Origin of the sequence: Sorangium sp. So ce117 (assembly GCF_051524395.1) — a bacterium.
Lineage (GTDB): Bacteria > Myxococcota_A > Polyangia > Polyangiales > Polyangiaceae > Sorangium > Sorangium cellulosum_B.
Genome location: NZ_CP150309.1, coordinates 7,247,596 through 7,266,728, shown reverse-complemented (window position 1 = coordinate 7,266,728; position 19,133 = coordinate 7,247,596). Strand labels below are relative to the sequence as shown.

Genomic DNA, 19,133 nt, shown 5'->3' with positions numbered 1-19,133 from the left:
GTCGAGCTCTAGCCCGCCGCGAGCGCCAGCCGGCGCTTGGCCGGCTGCATCAGGTACGCGTCGACCGCGTCCGCGGCCTTGCGCCCCTCCGCGATGGCCCAGACGACGAGGCTCTGTCCGCGCGACATGTCGCCGGCGGCGAAGACGCCCTCCACGCTGGTGCGCCCGCCGTGGGCCTTCACGTTGCCGCGCTGGTCCATCTCGACGCCGAGCTGCTCGAGCAGCCCCTCGCGCTCGGAGCCGACGAAGCCCATCGCGAGCAGGACGAGCTCGCACGGGATCTCGAACTCGCTCCCCGGGACCGGCACGAACTTCCCACCTTCCAGCTTCACCCGCATCGCCTGGAGCGCGCGGACGTGCCCGTGCTCGTCCCCGAGGAACGCGGTGGTCGACACCGACCAGTCGCGCTCGCCGCCCTCCTCGTGCGAGGACGAGGTGCGGAGGATGAGCGGCCACGCGGGCCACGGGTTCGTCAGCGAGCGCTGCTCGGGGGGGCGGGGGAGCAGCTCGAGCTGCGTCACGTGCGCCGCGCGGTGGCGGTGGCTCGTGCCGAGGCAGTCGGAGCCGGTGTCGCCGCCGCCGATGACGATCACCCGCTTGTCCGTGGCGAAGATCGCCTCGCTGTCGGGGATCACGTCGCCGGCGACCCGCTTGTTCTGCTGGGTCAGGAAATCCATCGCGAAATGGACGCCCTTCAGCTCCCGGCCAGGCACCGGCAGGTCGCGCGGCCGGCGCGCCCCGCCGCACAGCACGACGGCGTCGTACTGCTCGCGCAGGGCGTCGCCGGTGATGTCGACGCCGCAGTGGACGCCCGTGCGGAACGTCACCCCCTCGGCCTGCATCTGCTCCATGCGCCGGTCGATGAGGTGCTTCTCCATCTTGAAGTCGGGGATGCCGTACCGGAGCAGGCCGCCGATGCGGTCGTCGCGCTCGAAGAGCGTCACGTCGTGGCCCTTGCGCGCGAGCTGCTGGGCAGCAGCGAGCCCGGCGGGCCCCGAGCCGATCACCGCGACCTTCTTGCCCGTGCGCTGCTTCGCGATGACCGGCGCCACCAGGTTCCGGTCGAACGCGCGATCCGCGATCGCGCGCTCGACGTTCTTGATGGTGACCGGCTTGCTCTCGATGTTCAGAACGCACCCCGCCTCGCAAGGCGCGGGGCACACGCGCCCGGTGAACTCGGGGAAGTTGTTCGTCGCGTCGAGCGACGCGATCGCCTCGGGGAGGCGATCGCGGAACATGTGATCGTTCCAGTCGGGGATCAGGTTCCCGAGCGGACATCCGTCGTGACAGAACGGGATGCCGCAGTCCATGCACCGGGCTGCCTGATCGCGCAGCTCGGCGTCGGGGACCGGGAGCTCGAACTCCTGCCAGTCGTTCAAACGCTCGGAGACGGGCCGCTTCTTGATGTCGACCCGCTGGATCTCGAGGAAGCCTCGTACCTTACCCATGGGCGGCCGACCTCTCTCCCGTGCTCAGGGGACCCGCGTTGGCGGGGATGTAACGTCCAGTGGAAACATAGGGGGTGGAAGGAGAAAGGAGAGACACGAGCCCGTCGGACCCGTCCGCTCCGTTCGTCGCGGGCGACGCCGCGGCCTCCAGGGCGCGGCGGTACTCGCTCGGGACGACCTTCACGAACTTCGACAGGACGGCCTGCCAGGACTCGAGCAGCTCGATCGCCTTCCGGCTGCCCGTGCGCCGCACGTGCTCCTCGAGCAGCGCCCGCACCGACTCGGCGTCGGCGGAGGTCATCGTCTCGAGCTGCACCATCTCCTTGTTGCAGCGCGCCTCGAAGAGCGCGTCCTCGTCGAAGACGTAGGCGAGCCCGCCGCTCATGCCGGCCCCGAAGTTGCGGCCGGTGGTGCCCAGGATGATCACGGTGCCGCCCGTCATGTACTCGCAGCCGTGGTCGCCCACGCCCTCGACGACGGTGGTGGCCCCGCTGTTCCTGACCGCGAAGCGCTCGCCCGCGCGGCCGTTGAAGAACGCGCGGCCGTTCGTCGCGCCGTACAGCACGACGTTGCCCACGATGACCTGATCGTCCGGCCGGAACGGCGCCTCGCGCGGCGGCCGCACAGCGACCACGCCGCCCGAGAGGCCCTTGCCGACGTAGTCGTTCGCGTCGCCTTCGAGCTCGAGGGTCATGCCCCGCGAGGCGAAGGCGCCGAAGCTCTGGCCGGCGCTGCCGGCGCACTTGACCACGATGCTGTCCTCGGGGAGCCCGACGCTGCCGTGGCGGCGCGCGATCTCGCCGCTCAGCATCGCGCCGAGCGTCCGATCCGAGTTCTTCACGCGGGTCTCGATGACGACGGGGGCCCCGCCGTCGATCGTCGCGCGCGCCTTCTCGATCAGCTTGAGGTCGAGCACCCGGTCGAGCTTGTGGTCCTGCAGCTCCACGCAGTGGGTCGGGCTCGTGAGCGCCTCCTTCGGGCGGTACAGCACCTCGGAGCAGTCGATCTTCCTCGCCTTCGGGTGGAGCCCGGCGCTCCGCTGCACGATGCAGTCGGAGCGCCCGACCATCTCGGTCAGCGTGCGGAAGCCCAGGCGCGCCATGATCTGCCGGAGCTCCTCGGCCACGTAGAAGAAGAAGTTGATGACGTGCTCCGGCGCGCCCGTGAACTTCTTACGAAGCTCCGGGTCCTGCGTGGCGATGCCGACCGGGCAGGTGTTGAGGTGGCACTTGCGCATCATGATGCAGCCGGTCGCGACGAGCGGCGCCGTGGAGAAGCCGAACTCCTCGGCGCCGAGCAGCGCGGCGAACGCGACGTCGCGGCCCGTCATCAGCTTGCCGTCGGTCTGCACGATGGCGCGGCCGCGGAGCCCGTTCATCACGAGCACCTGGTGCGCCTCGGCGAGCCCGAGCTCCCACGCGACGCCCGCGTGGTGGATCGACGTGAGCGGGGAGGCGCCGGTGCCGCCCGAGTCGCCGCTGATCAGCACCACGTCGGCGTGCGCCTTCACGACGCCCGCGGCGATGGTGCCGACGCCCGCCTCGGCGACGAGCTTCACGCTGATGCGCGCCTTCGAGTTGATGTTCTTCAGGTCGAAGATGAGCTGCGCGAGATCCTCGATCGAGTAGATGTCGTGGTGCGGCGGCGGCGAGATCAGCGTCACGCCGGGCGTCGAGTGGCGCACCTTCGCGATCACCGCGTCGACCTTGTGGCCCGGGAGCTGGCCGCCCTCGCCGGGCTTGGCCCCCTGCGCCATCTTGATCTGCAGCTCGTCGGCGTTCACGAGGTACTCGGCCGTGACGCCGAACCGCGCCGAGGCGACCTGCTTCACCGCGCTCCGCTTCGAGTCGCCGTTCGGCAGCCGGAGGAAGCGCACCGGGTCCTCGCCGCCCTCGCCGGTGTTCGACCGCGCGCCGATCCGGTTCATCGCGATCGCGAGCGTCTCGTGCGCCTCCTTCGAGATGCTCCCGAAGGACATGGCGCCCGTGGCGAAGCGCTTCACGATCGAGGCGGCGGGCTCGACCTCCTCGATCGGCACCGGCGGGCCCGCGGGCCTGAAGTCCCACAGCCCGCGGAGCGACATCGGGTGCTCCTGCTGCTCGTTGATGACGGAGGCGTACTCGGCGTAGCTCTTCGCGTCGTCGAGGCGGACCGCCCGCTGGAGCGAGGCGATCGACTGCGGCGTCCAGAGGTGCCGCTCGCCGGACACGCGGAAGTGGTGGTGGCCGCCGACGTCGAGGTGCGCGCGCGCCCGCTCGCCGTACGCCGCGTGGTGGCGCGCGAGCGCCTCCTCCGCGATCTCGCGCAGCCCGACGCCGCGGACGCGCGACGCCGTGCCGGTGAAGTACGCGTCGATGACGAGCTGATCGATGCCGATCGCCTCGAAGATCTGCGCGCCCTGGTAGCTGGAGAGCGCGCTGATCCCCATCTTCGACATGATCTTCAGGATGCCCTTCTTGAGCCCCTTCACGTACCGCGAGCCCGCCGCGGTCGGCGAGAGGTCGGCGCCGAGGGTCTTGTCGCGGCACATCGCCGCGATCGACTCGAACGCGAGGTACGGGTTCACCGCGCCGGCGCCGTAGCCGATGAGCAGCGCCATGTGGCCGACCTCGCGCGCCTCGCCGGTCTCGACGATGATGCCCGCGCGCGTGCGCGCCCCCTCGTTGATGAGGTGGTGGTGCACGGCGCCCACGGCGAGCAGGCTCGGGATGGGGGCGAGCGTCTCGTCGATGCCGCGGTCGCTGAGGATGAGGATGCTCGCGCCGTCGGCGATCGCGCGGCTCGCGTCCTTGCAGAGCTTCGCGATCGCGGCGCGCAGGTTGTCCTCCGGGTCGCCGTCGACCGGGAAGTACATGGGCAGCGTGGCCGCGCGGAAGTCGGGGAAGACGTTCTTCCGCAGCTTCGACAGGTCGTCCTGCGTGAGGATCGGGTGCGGCAGCTCGAGCATCCGGCACTGGCGGGGCGTCTCCTCGAGGAGGTTGCCCTCGCCGCCGACGCAGCTCACGAGCGACATCACGATCTCCTCGCGGAGCGGGTCGATCGGCGGGTTCGTGACCTGCGCGAACAGCTGCTTGAAGTAGCGGAAGAGCAGCTGGGGCTTCTCGGAGAGCACGGCGAGCGGGATGTCGATGCCCATCGAGCCCACCGGCTCCTCGCCGAGGGTGGCCATCGGCCCGAGGATCATCCGCAGGTCCTCCTCGGTGTAGCCGAACGCCTGCTGCAGGCCCCGGAGGTCCGCGTGCGGGATGGTGTAGAGGCTCGGCACGTCCTCGAGGGCGCGCAGATCGATCTTGTTCTCGGCGACCCACGCCGCGTAGGGCTTCTGCGTCGCGACGCGGCGCTTGATCTCGTCGTCGCTGACGACGCGACCCTCGGTCGTGTCGACGAGGAACATCTTGCCCGGCTGGAGGCGCCCCTTCTGGATCACGCGCGCCGGCTCGATGTCGAGGACGCCGAACTCGCTCGCGAGCACGACGAGCCCGTCGCTCGTCACGACGTACTTCGCGGGGCGCAGCCCGTTCCGGTCGAGCGTCGCGCCGATGAGCCGTCCGTCCGTGAAGCACAGCGCCGCGGGGCCGTCCCAGGGCTCGATCAGACAGCCGTGGTACTCGTAGAACGCCTTCTTCTCGGCCGACATGTCCGGGTCGAGCGCCCAGGCCTCGGGCACGAGCATCATCATCACGTGGGGCAGCGAGCGGCCGCTCGCGAGCAGGAAGTCGACAACGTTGTCGAGCGCGGACGAGTCGGAGCCGCCCGGGCGGATGATCGGCTTGAAGTCCTCGATCGCGTTCGCGAAGACATCGCTCTTCAGCAGCGCCTCGCGCGCCGACATCCACGCGGTGTTGCCGCGCACGGTGTTGATCTCGCCGTTGTGCGCGATGACCCGGTACGGGTGCGCGCGCTCCCACGTCGGGAAGGTGTTCGTGGAGAAGCGCGAGTGCACCATCGCGAGCCGCGACACGGTGCGCTTGTCGGACAGATCGGGGTAGAACGCCGCGACCTGCTCCGCGAGCATCAGGCCCTTGTAGACGACCGTCCGCGACGAGCACGACGTGATGTAGAAGTCGTCGGCGTTGGCGGCGCGGCCGGCGCGCTTGCGGATCGCATACAGGACCTGCTCGAAGGACTGGCGAGGCGCGACCCTGCCGATGAACAGCTGGCGGATCGCGGGGCGCGAGTCGCGCGCGATCGGGCCGAGCGCCGCGTCATCGATGGGGACGTCACGCCAGCCGAGGACGCGCTGTCCGTGGTGCACGACCGCGGCCTCGAGGATCGCCTCGCACTGGCGGCGCCGCGACGGGAGCTGCGAGAAGAACGCCGTCGCGACGGCGTAGTCGCCGGGAGCAGGCAGCGCGATGCCAAGGGCGGCCAGGGACGTGGCGTACAGCTCGTGCGGGATCTGGAGGAGGACGCCCGCGCCATCGCCGGTGCAGGGGTCGCAGCCAGCGGCGCCGCGATGGGTTAGATTTTCGAGGATCTCGAGCGCTTGGCAGACGACCTCGTGCGTCGCTTCACGGCGGAGCGTGGCGACGAATCCGAGACCGCATGCGTCGTGTTCGAAAGCCGGATCGTAAAGACCTTGTCGTTGGGGCAGAGGCATGGTGCTGACTTCACACGCGCGTAGCACAGGTGGCACAAGGATTGGAGCCCTAGTTTAATGCGGCGCGCCAGGAGCCGCGGAACCGGGCGCAAAATGGGGAAGGGGTGTCGCCTTGCCCGGGGGGCCGCTCCTCCCGGCGGCGGCGCTCGGCAGTGGACGCCCGTCGTCGGCCGTGGTGTGGGTGGGGGCGGCCGGCTCGCCGGTCCGGCCCCCGGCGGCGCGGTATTCGGATGAAGCTCTTCGCACTCAGCGATCTCCACGTCGGGTATGCGGAGAACCGGTGGGCCATCGAGCGCATGACGCCGCGGCCGAGCGACTGGCTCATCCTCGCGGGGGATCTCGGGGAGACGGAGCAGCACCTCATCTACGTCCTCGAAACCCTGGGTCCGCGGTTCAAGCGGCTCGTGTGGACGCCGGGCAACCACGAGCTCTATACGATGCCGAGTGAGCGCGGCGGTCCGCGCGGCCAGGCCCGGTACGAGCGGCTGGTCGAGCTGTGTCGGAGCCGCGGCGTGCTCACGCCCGAAGACCCCTACGTGCTCTGGGACGGCGAGGGCGGACCGCACGTGCTGGCGCCGATGTTCCTGCTCTACGACTACAGCTTCCGGCCGGACGGCGTGCCGGAGCGCGACGCGGTGGCGTGGGCCATGGAGAGCGGCGTCCTCTGCAGCGACGAGGAGCTGCTCGACCCGGCCCCCTACGCGAGCCGGCCCGAGTGGTGCCGGGCCCGCCTCGCCGCGACGGAGGGCCGCCTCGGCGCGCTCGAGGGGCGCCCCACGGTGCTCATCAACCACTTCCCGCTGCGCGAAGAGCTCGTGCGGCTGCGGCACATCCCGCGTTTCTCGATCTGGTGCGGGACGCGGCGCACGCACGACTGGCACACGCGGTTCCGCGCGCGGGTGGTCGTGTCAGGGCACCTCCACATCCCCCGCACCGACTGGATCGACGGTGTTCGTTTCGAGGAGGTGTCGTTCGGATATCCGCGCCAGCGGCCCATCGAGCGCAGCGCCGACAGCTGCCTTCGGGAGATCCTGCCGGGCCCTGCAGGCGCGGCGCCGCCGAGGATGTAAATGCTCACGATCGGCCCCGGCGCCGCGCACCTCTGGTACGTCTTCTGCGACTCGGCTCGCGACGAGGCGTTGCTCGAGGCGTACCACCGGCTGATGGCGCCTGACGAGGCGGCGCAGCAGGCGCGCTTCCTGTTCGCCGAGAACCGGCACGAGTACCTGCTCACCCGCGCCCTCGTGCGCACGGTCCTCTCGAAGTACGCGAACGTCGCGCCCGAGGCGTGGTCGTTCGTCCGGAACGAGTTTGGCCGCCCGCAGATCGCCGGACCTCCGGGGGTGCCGCCGATCCGGTTCAACCTGTCGAACACGCGGGGTCTGATCGCCTGCCTGGTCGCGCTGGATCGCGACGTGGGCGTCGACGTCGAGGACACCGAGCGCGCGAGCAGCGCGGTGGACATCGCCGATCGCTTCTTCTCGCCGGGCGAGGTGAGGGCGCTGCGCGCGCTGCCGCCGGAGAGGCAGCGCGCGCGCTTCTTCGAGTACTGGACGCTCAAGGAGTCGTACATCAAGGCGCGCGGGATGGGGCTCGCGATCCCGCTCGATCAGTTCTCGTTCCACCTGGACGATGGACCGGCGATCGGCATCTCGTTCGATCCGCGGCTCGGCGACGACCGCTCGGCCTGGCAGTTCGCGCTCTACCAGCCCTCGGCGCGGCACACGATGGCCGCCGCGATCCGCAGCGGGGGCGGACCTGCGCTGTCGATCGAGCTGCGGGAGACGGTGCCGCTGCGCGACGGCGGATGAGCGACGGCAGGGGCCGACCGCGCGAGGCCGCCGCGCGGCGGCGCCGCCGCGCATCCCTCATCCCTCCCTGGCAGGCCTCCGGCTGGCTGGGTCAGCGCGCCGCGCGGCCCCGGCGCGCGGCGGGCGAGGTCAGTCAGGCCGCGCGATCGAGAGCTCGACGTTGCGCCACGAGGGCTCGCCGCGGCCGTCGTCGCCGAAGCCGGAGGTGACGTCCACGACGGCCCGGCGGCGCCCTTCGGCGGCGATCGGGTCGTCGTCGACGGCGTAGTCGAGGGCGGCGCCCCGGATGGCGACGAAGCCGTTGTCCTCGTCCCAGATCTCGATGACGCGGACCTGATGGGGGTAGTCGGCGAGCGCGGAGGTCTCGAGCTCCCAGTACGCGTGCCCGCCGGCCGGAGAGACCCGGGTCACCCGGTGCACGTGGGTGTGTCCGGCGAGGTGGAGCAGGACGTTGTCGTAGCCGCCGACGAGTGACTGCCACGCATCGACGTCGATCGCGCCGGGCACGGCGGGGGTGCCCGTCGCGGCGAAGGAGCCGTCCCCGAGCGAGCGCGACGCGTGGTGGGACGTGAGGATGACCCACCTGCGCTCGCGCTTCGCGCGGTCGAGCGCGGGCCGGATGAACCGATCGACGTCGTCCTGGAGGATCACGCCGTTCGGCCCGCCCGCCTGGGCGGCCGTATCGAGCACGATGACGCGAAGGGGGGTGTCCTTCATGTCGAACTCGTAGAACGCTTTGCCGTACGCGCGCTCGTCGGGCCCGATCCCGTGCCCGTCGCCGGTCGCCGCGACCCGATCGAGCAGCTCGGGGCCGCTCAGCAGCGCTCTCCTCGGGTCGGGGACGACCTCGCCCGTGATCACCGGAGCGCCGGGGAGGGACCAGTCGCGCGTCCCGCCGTCCGACCAGCTCCCCGTCGCGAGCTCGGCGCGCGTGTGCACCGGGAAGTTCCCTTGGTGCAGGACATCGTGGTTGCCGGTCACCCATCGCCAGGGAACGAGCAGCCCCTCGGCGAAGAACGGATCCTTGGGATCGTTGTCGGGGCCTGGCACGGGGTCGTCGTCAGCGCCCGAGTCGCACTCGACGCGCTCGGCGCCGTCGAGGATGGCCGAGAACCACGCGATCTCGTTCGTCTGCGCGCTGTCGGCGTTGTCGCCGCCGAGCAGGACGAAGTCGATCGGCGCGCTCCGATGGAGCGCGTTGATCGTGCGGACGGCGGCGTTGAGGATCCGGCACTCGTGCCCTTCCTGCGGGCGGAACGCCGACGCGAACACGCCGGGCGAGTCGAAGATCGCCAGCCGAGCGGGCGACTCGTCGTCCGCGAGCTGGGTGTCGGCGAGGTGGACGAACCTCGTCAGGAGCGTCGGCCGCTCGCCGCGCGGCGGTGGAGGGGTGTCGTCGAGCGTCGCCGGAGCGAGCGGCTGCCCCGGCCCGCCCTTGAGCTCGCCGTAGCCCTCCGCGAGCATCTGCTCGATCTCCGCCGGGACAGCGGGGTTCCTGTCCGGTGGATCGGCCACCGCGGCGCGCGGCACCCAGGTGCGAGCGGTCGTCAGCGGCGGCGCGCCGCGGAGCGCTGGCAGCGGCACCGGCGCAGGGAGCGGCGCCGGAGCGATGGACTCCTCCTCGGCACACGCCGCGAGCGCAAGGGACGCAAAGAAGAAGCACGCCGCGGGGCGACGTGGGCGCGCTCGCGCGATCCGCCGCCGCCCGGGCTCCCATGTTGCGATGCCCACCGCTCGTGTCTGGCTCATCGCTTCCTTACATGACAACACCACAGCGTCCGATCAAGAAATGTTCACTCGGGCGGTAGCGCTGCCGTTGGGGGCCGGCGCCGACCGAGGAAGAGAGAGCGCAGAACGCGCGTAGTACGTCCCACGTCGCGCAGCGCGGCGGCGGACGTCGGCGGAGCGTCACGTCGAGGCGCACGAGCGAGCCGAGCCATGGTAGGGCGGAGCCGCGGCCGGCGCGCCGACGGCTGCTAGGATGCGGCGCGTCCGAGCCAGAGGCGCTCGTCCCGAGGTCATCTATGGTCATTTCGCGATTCCTGGGTTGCGCGCTCGCGGCGGCGATGCTGGCGAGCTGCAGCGATCCCGAGCCCATCATCAAATACCGCTACAGGGCCTACGAAGGCGACGCGTATCCGGACCGACTCCCTGAGATCACGATTCCGGAGGGCGGGATGGGGTTGGTGAGCGATAGCCTCTCCGATACGATCTCTCTTGTCTCGCTCGCGACCGGGGAGCGGTTCGGCGTCCACCCCGTGGGCCGCGATCCCGTGACGATCGACGGGCCTCACCATGTGGCCGTGGACGCCGAGGGCGGCGCCGTCTACGTCGCGCTGTCGTACCCTGACGTCGCCGGCGCGATCGGCCCCCACGCGGTGCACGGCGGGAGCGTGGTGGCGGGCTACGTCCAGAAGCTCGCGCTCGACGATCTGCGCATCCTGGGGCAGGTGCGCGTCGAGGCCAACCCGGGTGATATCGTGATCTCGGAGGACGGCAAGCGCGTGGTCGTCTCTCATTTCGATCTGAAACGCGTGCTCGACAACCCGGGCGACGTCGAGGCGGCGCGCTCGTCCCTCGCGGTGATCGATCCCGAGGAGGTCCTGCTCTCGGGATCGCCCGATCCCGTATTCATCCCGGTCTGCATGGCCGCCCACGGAATCGCCCTCTCGCGCCCGGACGGCGCCCGCGCCTACGTCGCTTGTTACGGCGAGGACGTGCTCGCGATCGTCGACCTGACGGACCCTTCCGCCGAGGTGAAGCGCGTGCCTGTGGGGTCTACCTCCAGCCCGTCGCCCCATGCCAACAACTACGGACCCTACGCGGCCGTCATGTCGCCCGATGGAAAGACCATCGCCGTGAGCAGCACGGAGAGCAGGGACGTGCGCTTCTTCGATGTCGCGTCGGAGACGTTCGACGATTCCCGGAAGATCCTCACGATCGGCGCGCCCTACTTCCCCGCGTGGACCCCTGACGGGAGCGCCATCTATGTGCCGACCCAGGTGCCCGACACCATCGTGCGGATCGGCGTGACCCCGGACGACGACGGCGTCGTCACCCGGAACATCGCCGATGAATGCATGCGGCCGCACCTCGCGCAGCTCGACGAGGAGCACGGCCTCTTCCTCGTCTGCGAGGGCGACAGGAGCGCGACGCCCGGCAGGGTGCTCCGGCTCGATCCAGAGACGCTGGAGACGCTCAGCGACACGGAGGTGGGCCTCTATCCCGACGGGCTCGTGCGCGTCGCGGCGGAGGCGCCGTGAGGGCGCCCTGCAGCCTTGCGGCCGCGCTCGCGTGCGCGGCGCTCCTCTGTGGCTGTCCGGGCGATCCGGAGACGAAGGTCGTCGACGCGACGGCCGTCGAGCACGGCGCGGCGCTCTTCCGGGACCCGTCGATCGCGGAGACGCGCTTCAATCGCTATTCCTGCTCGACCTGCCATGAAGCTGTCGCGGGCGACGCGGGCGACGCCATGCTTTCGGGCGCCCCGCTGGCCGGCGCCGTCGAGCGCCCGCATTACTGGGGCGGGCAGGAGGTCGAGCTCCTCGGCGCGATCAACCATTGCCTCTATTACTTCATGACGAAGGACCTGCCCTTGACGGCGGACGACGACGCCGCGCAGGCCATCTATGCCTACCTGGAGTCGCTGCCCAGCGATGGAGGAGCGGCCGAGGCCGTCCCCTTCACGCCGGTCTACGAGCTGAGCCAGATCCCGGCCGGCGACGCGGCCGCGGGCGGGCGCATCCACGAGCGCGCCTGCGCCTCGTGTCACGGGAGCGCCCATTCGGGAGAAGGCCGGCTCGTGGCGCGGGCGCCGGCGCTGCCCGACCAGACGCTGAAGGAACACCCGCTCGGCGAGTACACCGAGGCCGACCGGCGGCTTGTCTTCATCGAGAAGGTCCGGCACGGCGGGTTTGTCGGCTACGGCGGGCAGATGCCCCCGTTCTCCCGCGAGGTCCTCTCCGATGAGGAGCTCGGCGATCTGCTCTCGTTCTACGGGCTGCCCTGGCCTCCGTGAAGCGCGCCGAGAAAGCCGCGAGGATCGCCGAGATCCTTGACCGATTGTACCCGGCCCCGCCCATTCCGCTGGCCCACGACGATCCCTATTCGCTGCTCGTCGCGGTGATGCTCAGCGCCCAGACGACGGACAAGATGGTCAACGCGGTGATGCCGGCGCTCCTCGCGCGCGCCCGGACGCCCGCGGCCATGGCGGCGGTGCCCACCGAGGAGATCGCCCAGCTCATCCGGAGGATCGGTTTCGCGCCCACCAAGGCGCGGCACCTGAAGGCGCTGAGCGAGCGGATCGCGACCGAGCACGGCGGCGTCGTCCCCGCCTCGTTCGAGGCCCTCGAGGCCCTGCCGGGGGTCGGTCACAAGACGGCCTCGGTGGTCATGGCACAGGCCTTCGGTCACCCCGCCTTTCCGGTCGATACCCACATTCACCGGCTCGCGTTCCGCTGGGGGCTGTCGTCCGGAAGGGACGTCGTCGAGACGGAGCGCGACCTGAAGCGCACGTTCCCACCCGAGCAGTGGAACAAGCTCCACCTTCAGCTCATCTACTTCGGCCGCGAACACTGCCCGGCGCTGCGCCACGACAGGACCGGCTGCCCCATCTGCAGCTGGGCCGCCCGCCGACGCTGAACGCGGCGCCCGGCGGCCGCCGAAGACGGGGGCGGGTACAACGTCGCCAGCGCGGCTGGCAGCCTATCGAGGCGGCGCGTTTCCGTCAAGCTGGGTGCAACGTCCCGGCGATCTCATGAGCGCGACCACCGCCCGCCGCGCTGCGGCGCGAGGCGGCCGGGCGCGGTCGTGTGCGGGTGTGCGGTTCCCGGTCGCCGCGCGCTTGCGGTTCGGGTAAGGCACTTCTGTGACAAAGATTGGATTTGAGATCATCGGGACGGGCCACTACGTGCCCGGAGAACCTGTCACCAACGACGACCTCGCGCGGGTGATCACGACCTCCGACGAGTGGATCTACCAGCGCTCCGGTATCCGCCAGCGTCATTACGCGCCGGACGGCGTGGGGGTGAGCGATCTCGCGTGCGAAGCGGCGAAGCGCGCGATCGCGTCGGCGCGCATCGCGCCGTCGGAGATCGATTACATCCTCTTTGCCACGATGACGCCGGACTATATTTTCCCCGGCTCCGGGGCGCTGCTCGGCGCGAAGCTGGGCATTCCAGGCGTCCCCGCGCTCGACATCCGGCAGCAGTGTGCCGCGATGCTGTTCGGCCTCCAGACGATCGACGGGCTGATCCAGACCGGGGCCGCCAAGACCATCCTGTTCGTGGGCGCGGAGGCGCACGCCGGCTTCATGCCGTGGGAGGACTGGGGAGCGCTCGACCCGAAGAATGGCCGATCGGCGACGCCGGAGGCGCGGGCGCACGCCGATCGCCACCGGAACCTCGCCGTCCTGTTCGGGGACGGGTCGGGCGCGCTCGTCCTCCGCGCGACCGATCGCGACGCGGGCCTGCGCGCCAACAAGATCTGCTCCGATGGACGCTTCGCCGAGCTCCTCTTCGTGCCGGGCGGCGGCTTCCGCTCGCGCCCGTACTGGAAGCCGACGTCGTTCGACGAGGACCTGCATATCCCCCGCATGGATGGCCGCGAGCTCTTCAAGTTCGCGGTGACCAAGCTCCCGGCGACCGCGCGGGAGCTCTGCGCCTCTCAGGGCCTCGCGATCGAGCAGATCGACGTGTTCCTGGCGCACCAGGCGAACGGACGGATCAACGAGCACATTCGCAAGGACCTCGGCGTGCCCGTCGAGAAGCTCCCGAGCAACATCGAGCGATTCGGCAACACGAGCGGCGCCACCGTGCCCATCCTCATCGACGAGGAGATGCGCGCCGGAAGGGTGAAGAAAGGGCAACTCGCCATGGTGCTCGCGCTCGGGACCGGCGTCCACTGGGGCTGCGCGCTCTGGAAGCTCTGAGCGGCTGAGCGGCGGCGCCTCGCTCGCAGGCGTCCCGTCCTCCTCGTCATCATCATCGAGCCGCGCCGGTCGCGCGCGGCGTATTGCGTCCGGTGCGGAACGTCGCGGAAATTTCGTGCGATCGTGTCGCGACGGATTGCACGTGGCGTATCCCTTGTTACGTTTCCATCAACGCCCGCAGCAGACCCCGTGTTTGCAATGCGATCGACCTTGCGCGGGCGCTACCGGGAAGGGAGTCACCTCAGGGCTCGGCGGCACGGCCCCTCCCCGGCCAGCGGCGAATTGCGCACGCAGCACCTAATGCGGAGCAGGTAGCGCGCAGCAGGCACAGCACAGCGCGGGACCTACGCGCGGGGGTGCGGTGTTCGCGAGTGCGCGTGAATGCGCGTGAATGCGCGTGAATGCGCGTGAATGCGCGTGAATGCGCGTGAATGCGCGTGAATGCGCGTGAATGCGTGAGTGCGTGTGTTCGGATGTCGTCTCTTGCCGCTCTTGCTCATACGATTGTAGGCCATTCACTTCATTGGAGCATGTTTTCCTTGATGGCGAGGACGCAAACTCTTCGCATTGACTCGGACGCGCAATTATCGGATTTTGCACACTGAGGTGAGTGTGATCGGAGAACACGGAGCGTCGATCTTGAGAGACACACCGACCCAGCTTGGGCTCGGCCGGTATCGTCCCATCGCCAAGCTCGGCCGCGGCGGGATGGCGGACGTCTTCCTCGCGATGGCTCACGGGCCCGCCTCGGTGAACAAGCTGGTCGTCGTCAAGCGTCTCCGCAGCTCCGGGGACGAGGAGGATCGCCAGGTCCTCATGTTCATGGACGAGGCCAAGCTCTCGGCTCGCATGAACCACCCGAATGTCGTCCAGACCTACGAGGTCGGCAGCGATCGGGACGGCTACTTCATTCTGATGGAGTACCTGGAGGGCCAGCCGCTGAAGCGCGTCATGAAGGCGGCTGTCGAGCGGGAGTCCGGCACGGGCGGGCTCGTCCGTGGAACGTGGATCCGGATCGTGGCCGAGGTGCTGCGCGGGCTGCATTACGCGCATGAACTCTGCGATTTCGACGGTCGGCCTCTCGGCATCGTGCATCGCGACGTCTCGCCGCACAACATCTTCATCACGTACGAGGGCGCGGTGAAGCTCGTGGATTTCGGCGTGGCCAAGGCCGTCGTCAACGCCTCCAGCACCGAGAGCGGGACCTTCAAGGGCAAGCTGACGTATATGGCGCCCGAGCAGGTCACGGCGGGCAAGACGGTGGACCGCCGGGCAGACATCTTCGCGGTCGGCGTCGTGCTCTGGGAGCTCCTCGCCGGGCGGCGGCTGTTCGAGGGCGATCAGATCACCGTGATGCACCAGCTCCTGCTGGGGAAGATTCCGCGCCTCTCCACCGTCGTTCCGGGGATCCCCATCGCGCTCGATCAGATCGCCGCGAAGGCCCTTGATCGCGATCCATCGAAGCGCTTCGCGACGGCGCAGGAGATGTGCGATGTGCTCGAGAACTACCTTCAGTGGTCGGGCGAGGACGTCCGCAGCGAGTTCCTCGGCGCCTGCATGCGGGGGATCTTCGCCGAGAGCCGGGCCTCCATACGCCAGCAGATCAAGGCGCAGATCGAGCGGGTGGCCAGCGCGTCGCTGCTGAGCGACGCCTCCAGCCAGGTGACGATGAGCGGCATCGGCGTCGCGATGGTTCCCTCGAGCTCCGGCTCGGGCAGCAGGCTCCCCTATGTCGGGGAGTCCAGCCGGTCGGGCGTCGACCGGGCCTCGGGCTTCGAGCGCGTGTCGGGCGCCGAGCGGGCGACGGGCGTCGAGCGGCCCAGGACCCCCGTGAGCGACTCGGTGAGCCTGCGAGCGACCACGTCCGGGCCCGTGTCGGCCTCGAAGCGCGGCTACCTGATCGGCGCGTCCGCCCTGACCGCGCTGGTCGCGCTTGTCGGCGGCGCGGTCCACGTCGCGAACCAGCGCGCGCCCGCCCCCGATGCTCCCGCGGTCGCTTCACACGGCGCCGAGGCCGGGGAGACCGTCCAGAAGAAGCCCGAGGAGGGCCCCAGGGCGAGCGTGACGATCTCGAGCGATCCGCCCGACGCGACCGTGAGCTGGAAGGGAAAGACGCTCGGCAAGACGCCGCTCAAGACCGAGCTGCCCGTGGGCACGCAGGTCGTTGTCGTGTCGAGGTCCGACTGCTTCGATGAGACGCTCATGCTGGCGCTCTCACCCGCGGAGGCCGTGGAGCGCTCCGTCAAGCTCCGCCCCAAAGACTTCACCCACTAGAGCGGCGGTCACCCGCTTCGGATACGGGCCCACCTCGGCGTTTTCGGTGCTCAGCGCACGGGAGTGCGCTTCCGCGCCGAAAACGCCGATCTGGGCCCGTCTCCTGTGCGGGTGACCGCCGCTCTGCTGCGGCTCTGGAGGGGGCTGAGGGGGCGGGAACCGAATGATCGGGGCGGCGTCCGCACGTCGTCGGCGAACGGATGCACCCCGTGACTGCGGCTACGAGGAGGAGCTCATGGCGTCATGAGCCGTGACGGATGTAGGAGATGACCTTGGTGACGCCGTCGGCGTCCATGGCCTCCTTCACCGCCTCGGTCGCCTCCTTCACGCTGGCGACGGTGCCCTGCAGCGTGACCACGCCGTCGCGCACCGTGACGTGCAGCTTCTTCACCGCGTCGTGATCGCTGTCCGCGAGCTTGCCGCCGACCGCATTGCGGAGCGTCTCGTCGGACGGGCGCGCGCCGGTCCGCTTCGCCTCCTTCGTGGCGATGACCGAGCCGTCGCGGCCGAAGGTGACCTGATAGTCGTTGTCCTTCGCTGCCTTCGTCCACTCGTCGCGCTCCATCGCGGCGGCATTTCCCTCCTGCTTCTTGGCTCCCTCAGCCTGGCCCTGTTGCGGGGGCTGCGGCGCGGCCTTGTCCTTGGGAGCGGCGGGCGGCGCCGACTGCGGGCGCGCGCCCTGGTTGTCCTTGAGCGCACCTGTCTGCTCGCCGACCCTGTTCATCTGGTCGTTGACGTCGCGGCCCGCCTGGCGCCCGCGCTCGGCGAGCTGCTCTGCCTTTTCGCCCACGCGCTCGGCCTTCTCGCGCGTCTCCTGGCCGAGCTGCTGACCCTCCCGGGCGAGCTGCTCTGCCTTGTCTCCCGCGCGCCCGGCCTGCTCTCGCGCCTCCTTGCCGAGCTGCTGACCCTCCTGGGCGAGCTGCTCTGCCTTGTCGCCCACGCGCTCGGCCTGCTCGCGCAGCTCTTTGCCGGGCTGGTTCGGGGCCGGAGGCGGTTCGCCTCTCCTGTTCGTCTGGTCCACGGGCTCGCGGACCGCTCCTTCAGCTCTCTCGCTCTCGCTCCTGCAGGCCGTGCCGGCGAGCGCCAGCGCGAGGACGGTTGGGCCGCAGAACCAGCGTATTCTGCTCATCGTGCAGCGATAGCTCATGGTGCATCTCCGGGCGCACACCGAGGCAGACGTCGTGCCAGGAACTCGGTCGTTCCCGGCCGCCCGGGAACAACGGCGCGCCGCGCGTGTCGACGGGGTCATGCCGAGACCCTCCCTGGCCACCGCGCAGCGGCGGCACCGGACACCGGACGAGCGCTCCGGCCCGACGCATCGTAGTAGGCTCGAGGTCGTGAGCGCGGCGCCGCCGGAACCCGTCCTGCCTGACGCCCCGCCCGGACAGCGCTCCGCGCCCGATCTCCTCTCGCACCGGCCGGCGCTCCGGATCGACGCGCGGGCGGTCAAGGAGTCGCTGGCGTTCGCGTTCGCGGGCGGCGCGCCCGCGGGGGCGTTCGATCGGCACGTCGAGTCGGCGTCGCTGCCCGCGTCGACGTGGGATCCAGCCCGCTTCGCGCAGCACGTCTTCCTGCGCGAGCTCATCGTCGGATGCCTCCATTTCACGAGCGAAGGCCGCACGTACATCCCGAGCCCAGCGCTGCTGGGCCGCGCCCTCTCCCAGCCGCCGAGCGATCGCGACACCGTCGAGCTCCGGCGCGCGATCTTCCGGGAGCTCACCGGGTCGGAGGCGCAGCGCCGCGATCTCGAGCGCGCCTACGCGGCGCTGCGCCGCTGGGTGGGCCAGATCGAGACGATGCCCATCTCTCGCGGCGAAGGCAGCCGGCGCCGGCTGGACATCCTCGCCGCCGCCAAAGACGCGTTCGACGCGCTCGCCGGTGGGTTCGCGGGCGCTCGCTCGGGCCTGTCGCGGCTCTCGGCGTTCGGCGCGGCCGTGCGCGAGGGCGAGGCGTACCGCCGCCTCGCGGATCTGCTGGCGTACGACGAGGAGATCGCGACGCTGGATGTCCGGATCCGCGTCGGCTCCGACGGCCACGTCCGCGATCTGCGCGCCCTGTCGATCCGCGAGAACAGCGAGAACCGCTTCTACCAGTCGCCGCTCGGGCGCCTGGTCACGAAGCTCGTGATGCTGTGGAGGGGGTACCGGTTCAGCGACGACGAGCTGCTCGCCCGCCACGTCAACAGCGTGTTCGACGGCATCGAGGACGATCTCGTCGCGCTCGTCCAGCTGCTCGGAGATCTCGAGTTCTACCTCGCCGGCCTCGCGCTGCGCGACCGCGCCCGCGCGGCCGGGCTCTCCGTCTGTCTGCCCGAGCTCGTCTCGCCGGGCTCCTCCGACGGCGCGCACGGCGCGCGCGGCGGGAGCCCCGGGCGCGAGCTCAAGGGGCTGTTCAACCCGCTGCTCCTGGCGAGCTCGGTGAGCACGGTCCCGTGCGACATCGCGACCGATCACCACGACGCGACCGTCATCGTGACCGGGCCGAACTCGGGGGGGAAGACCCGGCTGCTCGAGGCGCTCTCGCTGGCCCAGATGATGGGGCAGGCGGGCTTCTTCGTGCCGGCCGCGGAGGCGCGCCTGTCGCCGTGCCACGGGCTCTTCGTGTCGCTGATCGAGCAGGCGCAGGCCGATCAGAGCGAGGGGCGCCTCGGGATGGAGCTGCTCCGCATCAGGTCGCTGTTCGAGGCGATGCAGGTCGGCGACATGGTGGTGCTCGACGAGCTCTGCTCGGGCACGAACCCGTCGGAAGGCGAGGAGATCTTCCAGCTCGTGATCTCGCTCCTCTCGGAGCTCCGCCCTCAGGCCTTCATCACGACGCACTTCCTCGAGCTCGCGGCGCGGCTCGAGCGGGAGCGGCCGGTCGATCGGCTCGTGTTCCTGCAGGTCGAGCTCGACGCGCAGCAGTGGCCGACATACCAGTTCGTCGACGGGGTCGCCCGGACGTCGCTCGCGCACCGGACGGCGGCGCGGCTCGGGGTCACGCGCGAGGAGCTCGTCGCGCTCGTCGAGCGCAGCAAGCGCGCGCACCGCCGCCGCGGGGCCGAGCCCGCCTGAGCGCGGCCACGCTCGCCGTGG

General features: G+C 70.4%; 12 protein-coding genes. 8 read left to right on the top strand and 4 right to left on the bottom strand.

Going from position 1 to position 19,133, the window contains the following annotated elements; translation table 11 throughout:
• Positions 1-8: 8 nt before the first annotated feature.
• Both WMF46_RS27185 and gltB read right to left on the bottom strand, forming a co-directional pair.
• Complete coding sequence (locus WMF46_RS27185; protein WP_437979859.1) at positions 9-1,448, bottom strand: glutamate synthase subunit beta; 1,440 nt, start codon at positions 1,446-1,448, stop codon at positions 9-11.
• Positions 1,441-6,048 carry a glutamate synthase large subunit gene (gltB, locus tag WMF46_RS27180; RefSeq protein WP_437979858.1) on the bottom strand — a complete coding sequence of 1,536 codons (4,608 nt, stop codon included), beginning with the start codon at positions 6,046-6,048 and terminating at the stop codon, positions 1,441-1,443. Before gltB ends, WMF46_RS27185 begins: the two co-directional genes overlap by 8 nt.
• 230 nt (positions 6,049-6,278) lie before the next feature.
• Here gltB and WMF46_RS27175 point away from each other — a divergent pair, with 230 nt between their 5' ends.
• Positions 6,279-7,118 (top strand): metallophosphoesterase family protein, encoded by an 840-nt coding sequence (locus WMF46_RS27175; protein WP_437979857.1) that lies wholly within the window; start codon positions 6,279-6,281, stop codon positions 7,116-7,118.
• Positions 7,119-7,859, top strand: coding sequence for a 4'-phosphopantetheinyl transferase family protein (locus WMF46_RS27170; protein WP_437979856.1), 741 nt, complete (start codon positions 7,119-7,121; stop codon positions 7,857-7,859). It abuts the gene before it with no gap.
• A gap of 129 nt (positions 7,860-7,988) precedes the next feature.
• Here WMF46_RS27170 and WMF46_RS27165 read toward each other — a convergent pair whose 3' ends face one another.
• Entirely contained in the window at positions 7,989-9,608 is a 1,620-nt protein-coding gene (locus WMF46_RS27165) for a metallophosphoesterase (RefSeq protein ID WP_437979855.1), read from the bottom strand.
• A 275-nt stretch (positions 9,609-9,883) separates the two neighbouring features.
• Between WMF46_RS27165 and WMF46_RS27160 the strand changes: the two genes are divergently transcribed.
• The 5 genes from WMF46_RS27160 (at position 9,884) to WMF46_RS27140 (ending at position 16,059) form a co-directional block, all read left to right on the top strand.
• The gene (locus WMF46_RS27160; RefSeq protein WP_437979854.1) at positions 9,884-11,122 is read left to right on the top strand and encodes a YncE family protein; all 1,239 of its coding nucleotides are present in this window, start codon (positions 9,884-9,886) and stop codon (positions 11,120-11,122) included.
• Positions 11,119-11,874 carry a c-type cytochrome gene (locus tag WMF46_RS27155; RefSeq protein ID WP_437979853.1) on the top strand — a complete coding sequence of 252 codons (756 nt, stop codon included), beginning with the start codon at positions 11,119-11,121 and terminating at the stop codon, positions 11,872-11,874. The genes WMF46_RS27160 and WMF46_RS27155 overlap by 4 nt, the downstream gene beginning before the upstream one ends.
• Positions 11,871-12,497 carry an endonuclease III domain-containing protein gene (locus tag WMF46_RS27150; RefSeq protein ID WP_437541541.1) on the top strand — a complete coding sequence of 209 codons (627 nt, stop codon included), beginning with the start codon at positions 11,871-11,873 and terminating at the stop codon, positions 12,495-12,497. The genes WMF46_RS27155 and WMF46_RS27150 overlap by 4 nt, the downstream gene beginning before the upstream one ends.
• Positions 12,498-12,723: 226 nt before the next feature.
• A complete protein-coding gene (locus WMF46_RS27145; RefSeq protein WP_437707750.1) occupies positions 12,724-13,785 on the top strand; it encodes a 3-oxoacyl-ACP synthase III family protein in 1,062 nt (353 codons plus the stop codon).
• 639 nt (positions 13,786-14,424) lie between these two features.
• Positions 14,425-16,059, top strand: a complete 1,635-nt coding sequence (locus tag WMF46_RS27140) for a protein kinase domain-containing protein (RefSeq protein WP_437979852.1) — start codon at positions 14,425-14,427, stop codon at positions 16,057-16,059.
• Positions 16,060-16,300: 241 nt separating this feature from the next.
• On the opposite strand, the gene WMF46_RS27135 is transcribed toward WMF46_RS27140, so the two are convergent.
• A complete protein-coding gene (locus WMF46_RS27135; RefSeq protein WP_437979851.1) occupies positions 16,301-17,080 on the bottom strand; it encodes a BON domain-containing protein in 780 nt (259 codons plus the stop codon).
• A 316-nt stretch (positions 17,081-17,396) separates the two neighbouring features.
• Here WMF46_RS27135 and WMF46_RS27130 point away from each other — a divergent pair, with 316 nt between their 5' ends.
• Positions 17,397-19,112: a MutS-related protein gene (locus WMF46_RS27130; RefSeq protein ID WP_437979850.1), complete on the top strand. Its 1,716-nt coding sequence runs from the start codon at positions 17,397-17,399 to the stop codon at positions 19,110-19,112.
• The last annotated feature ends 21 nt before the right edge of the window (positions 19,113-19,133 follow it).

What these genes read in the sequence shown, in the direction of transcription:
- WMF46_RS27185 (WP_437979859.1), bottom strand. Translation starts at nt 1,448, where the DNA reads ATGGGTAAGGTACGAGGCTTCCTCGAGATCCAGCGGGTCGACATCAAG.
- gltB (WP_437979858.1), bottom strand. Translation starts at nt 6,048, where the DNA reads ATGCCTCTGCCCCAACGACAAGGTCTTTACGATCCGGCTTTCGAACAC.
- WMF46_RS27175 (WP_437979857.1), top strand. Translation starts at nt 6,279, where the DNA reads ATGAAGCTCTTCGCACTCAGCGATCTCCACGTCGGGTATGCGGAGAAC.
- WMF46_RS27170 (WP_437979856.1), top strand. Translation starts at nt 7,119, where the DNA reads ATGCTCACGATCGGCCCCGGCGCCGCGCACCTCTGGTACGTCTTCTGC.
- WMF46_RS27165 (WP_437979855.1), bottom strand. Translation starts at nt 9,608, where the DNA reads ATGAGCCAGACACGAGCGGTGGGCATCGCAACATGGGAGCCCGGGCGG.
- WMF46_RS27160 (WP_437979854.1), top strand. Translation starts at nt 9,884, where the DNA reads ATGGTCATTTCGCGATTCCTGGGTTGCGCGCTCGCGGCGGCGATGCTG.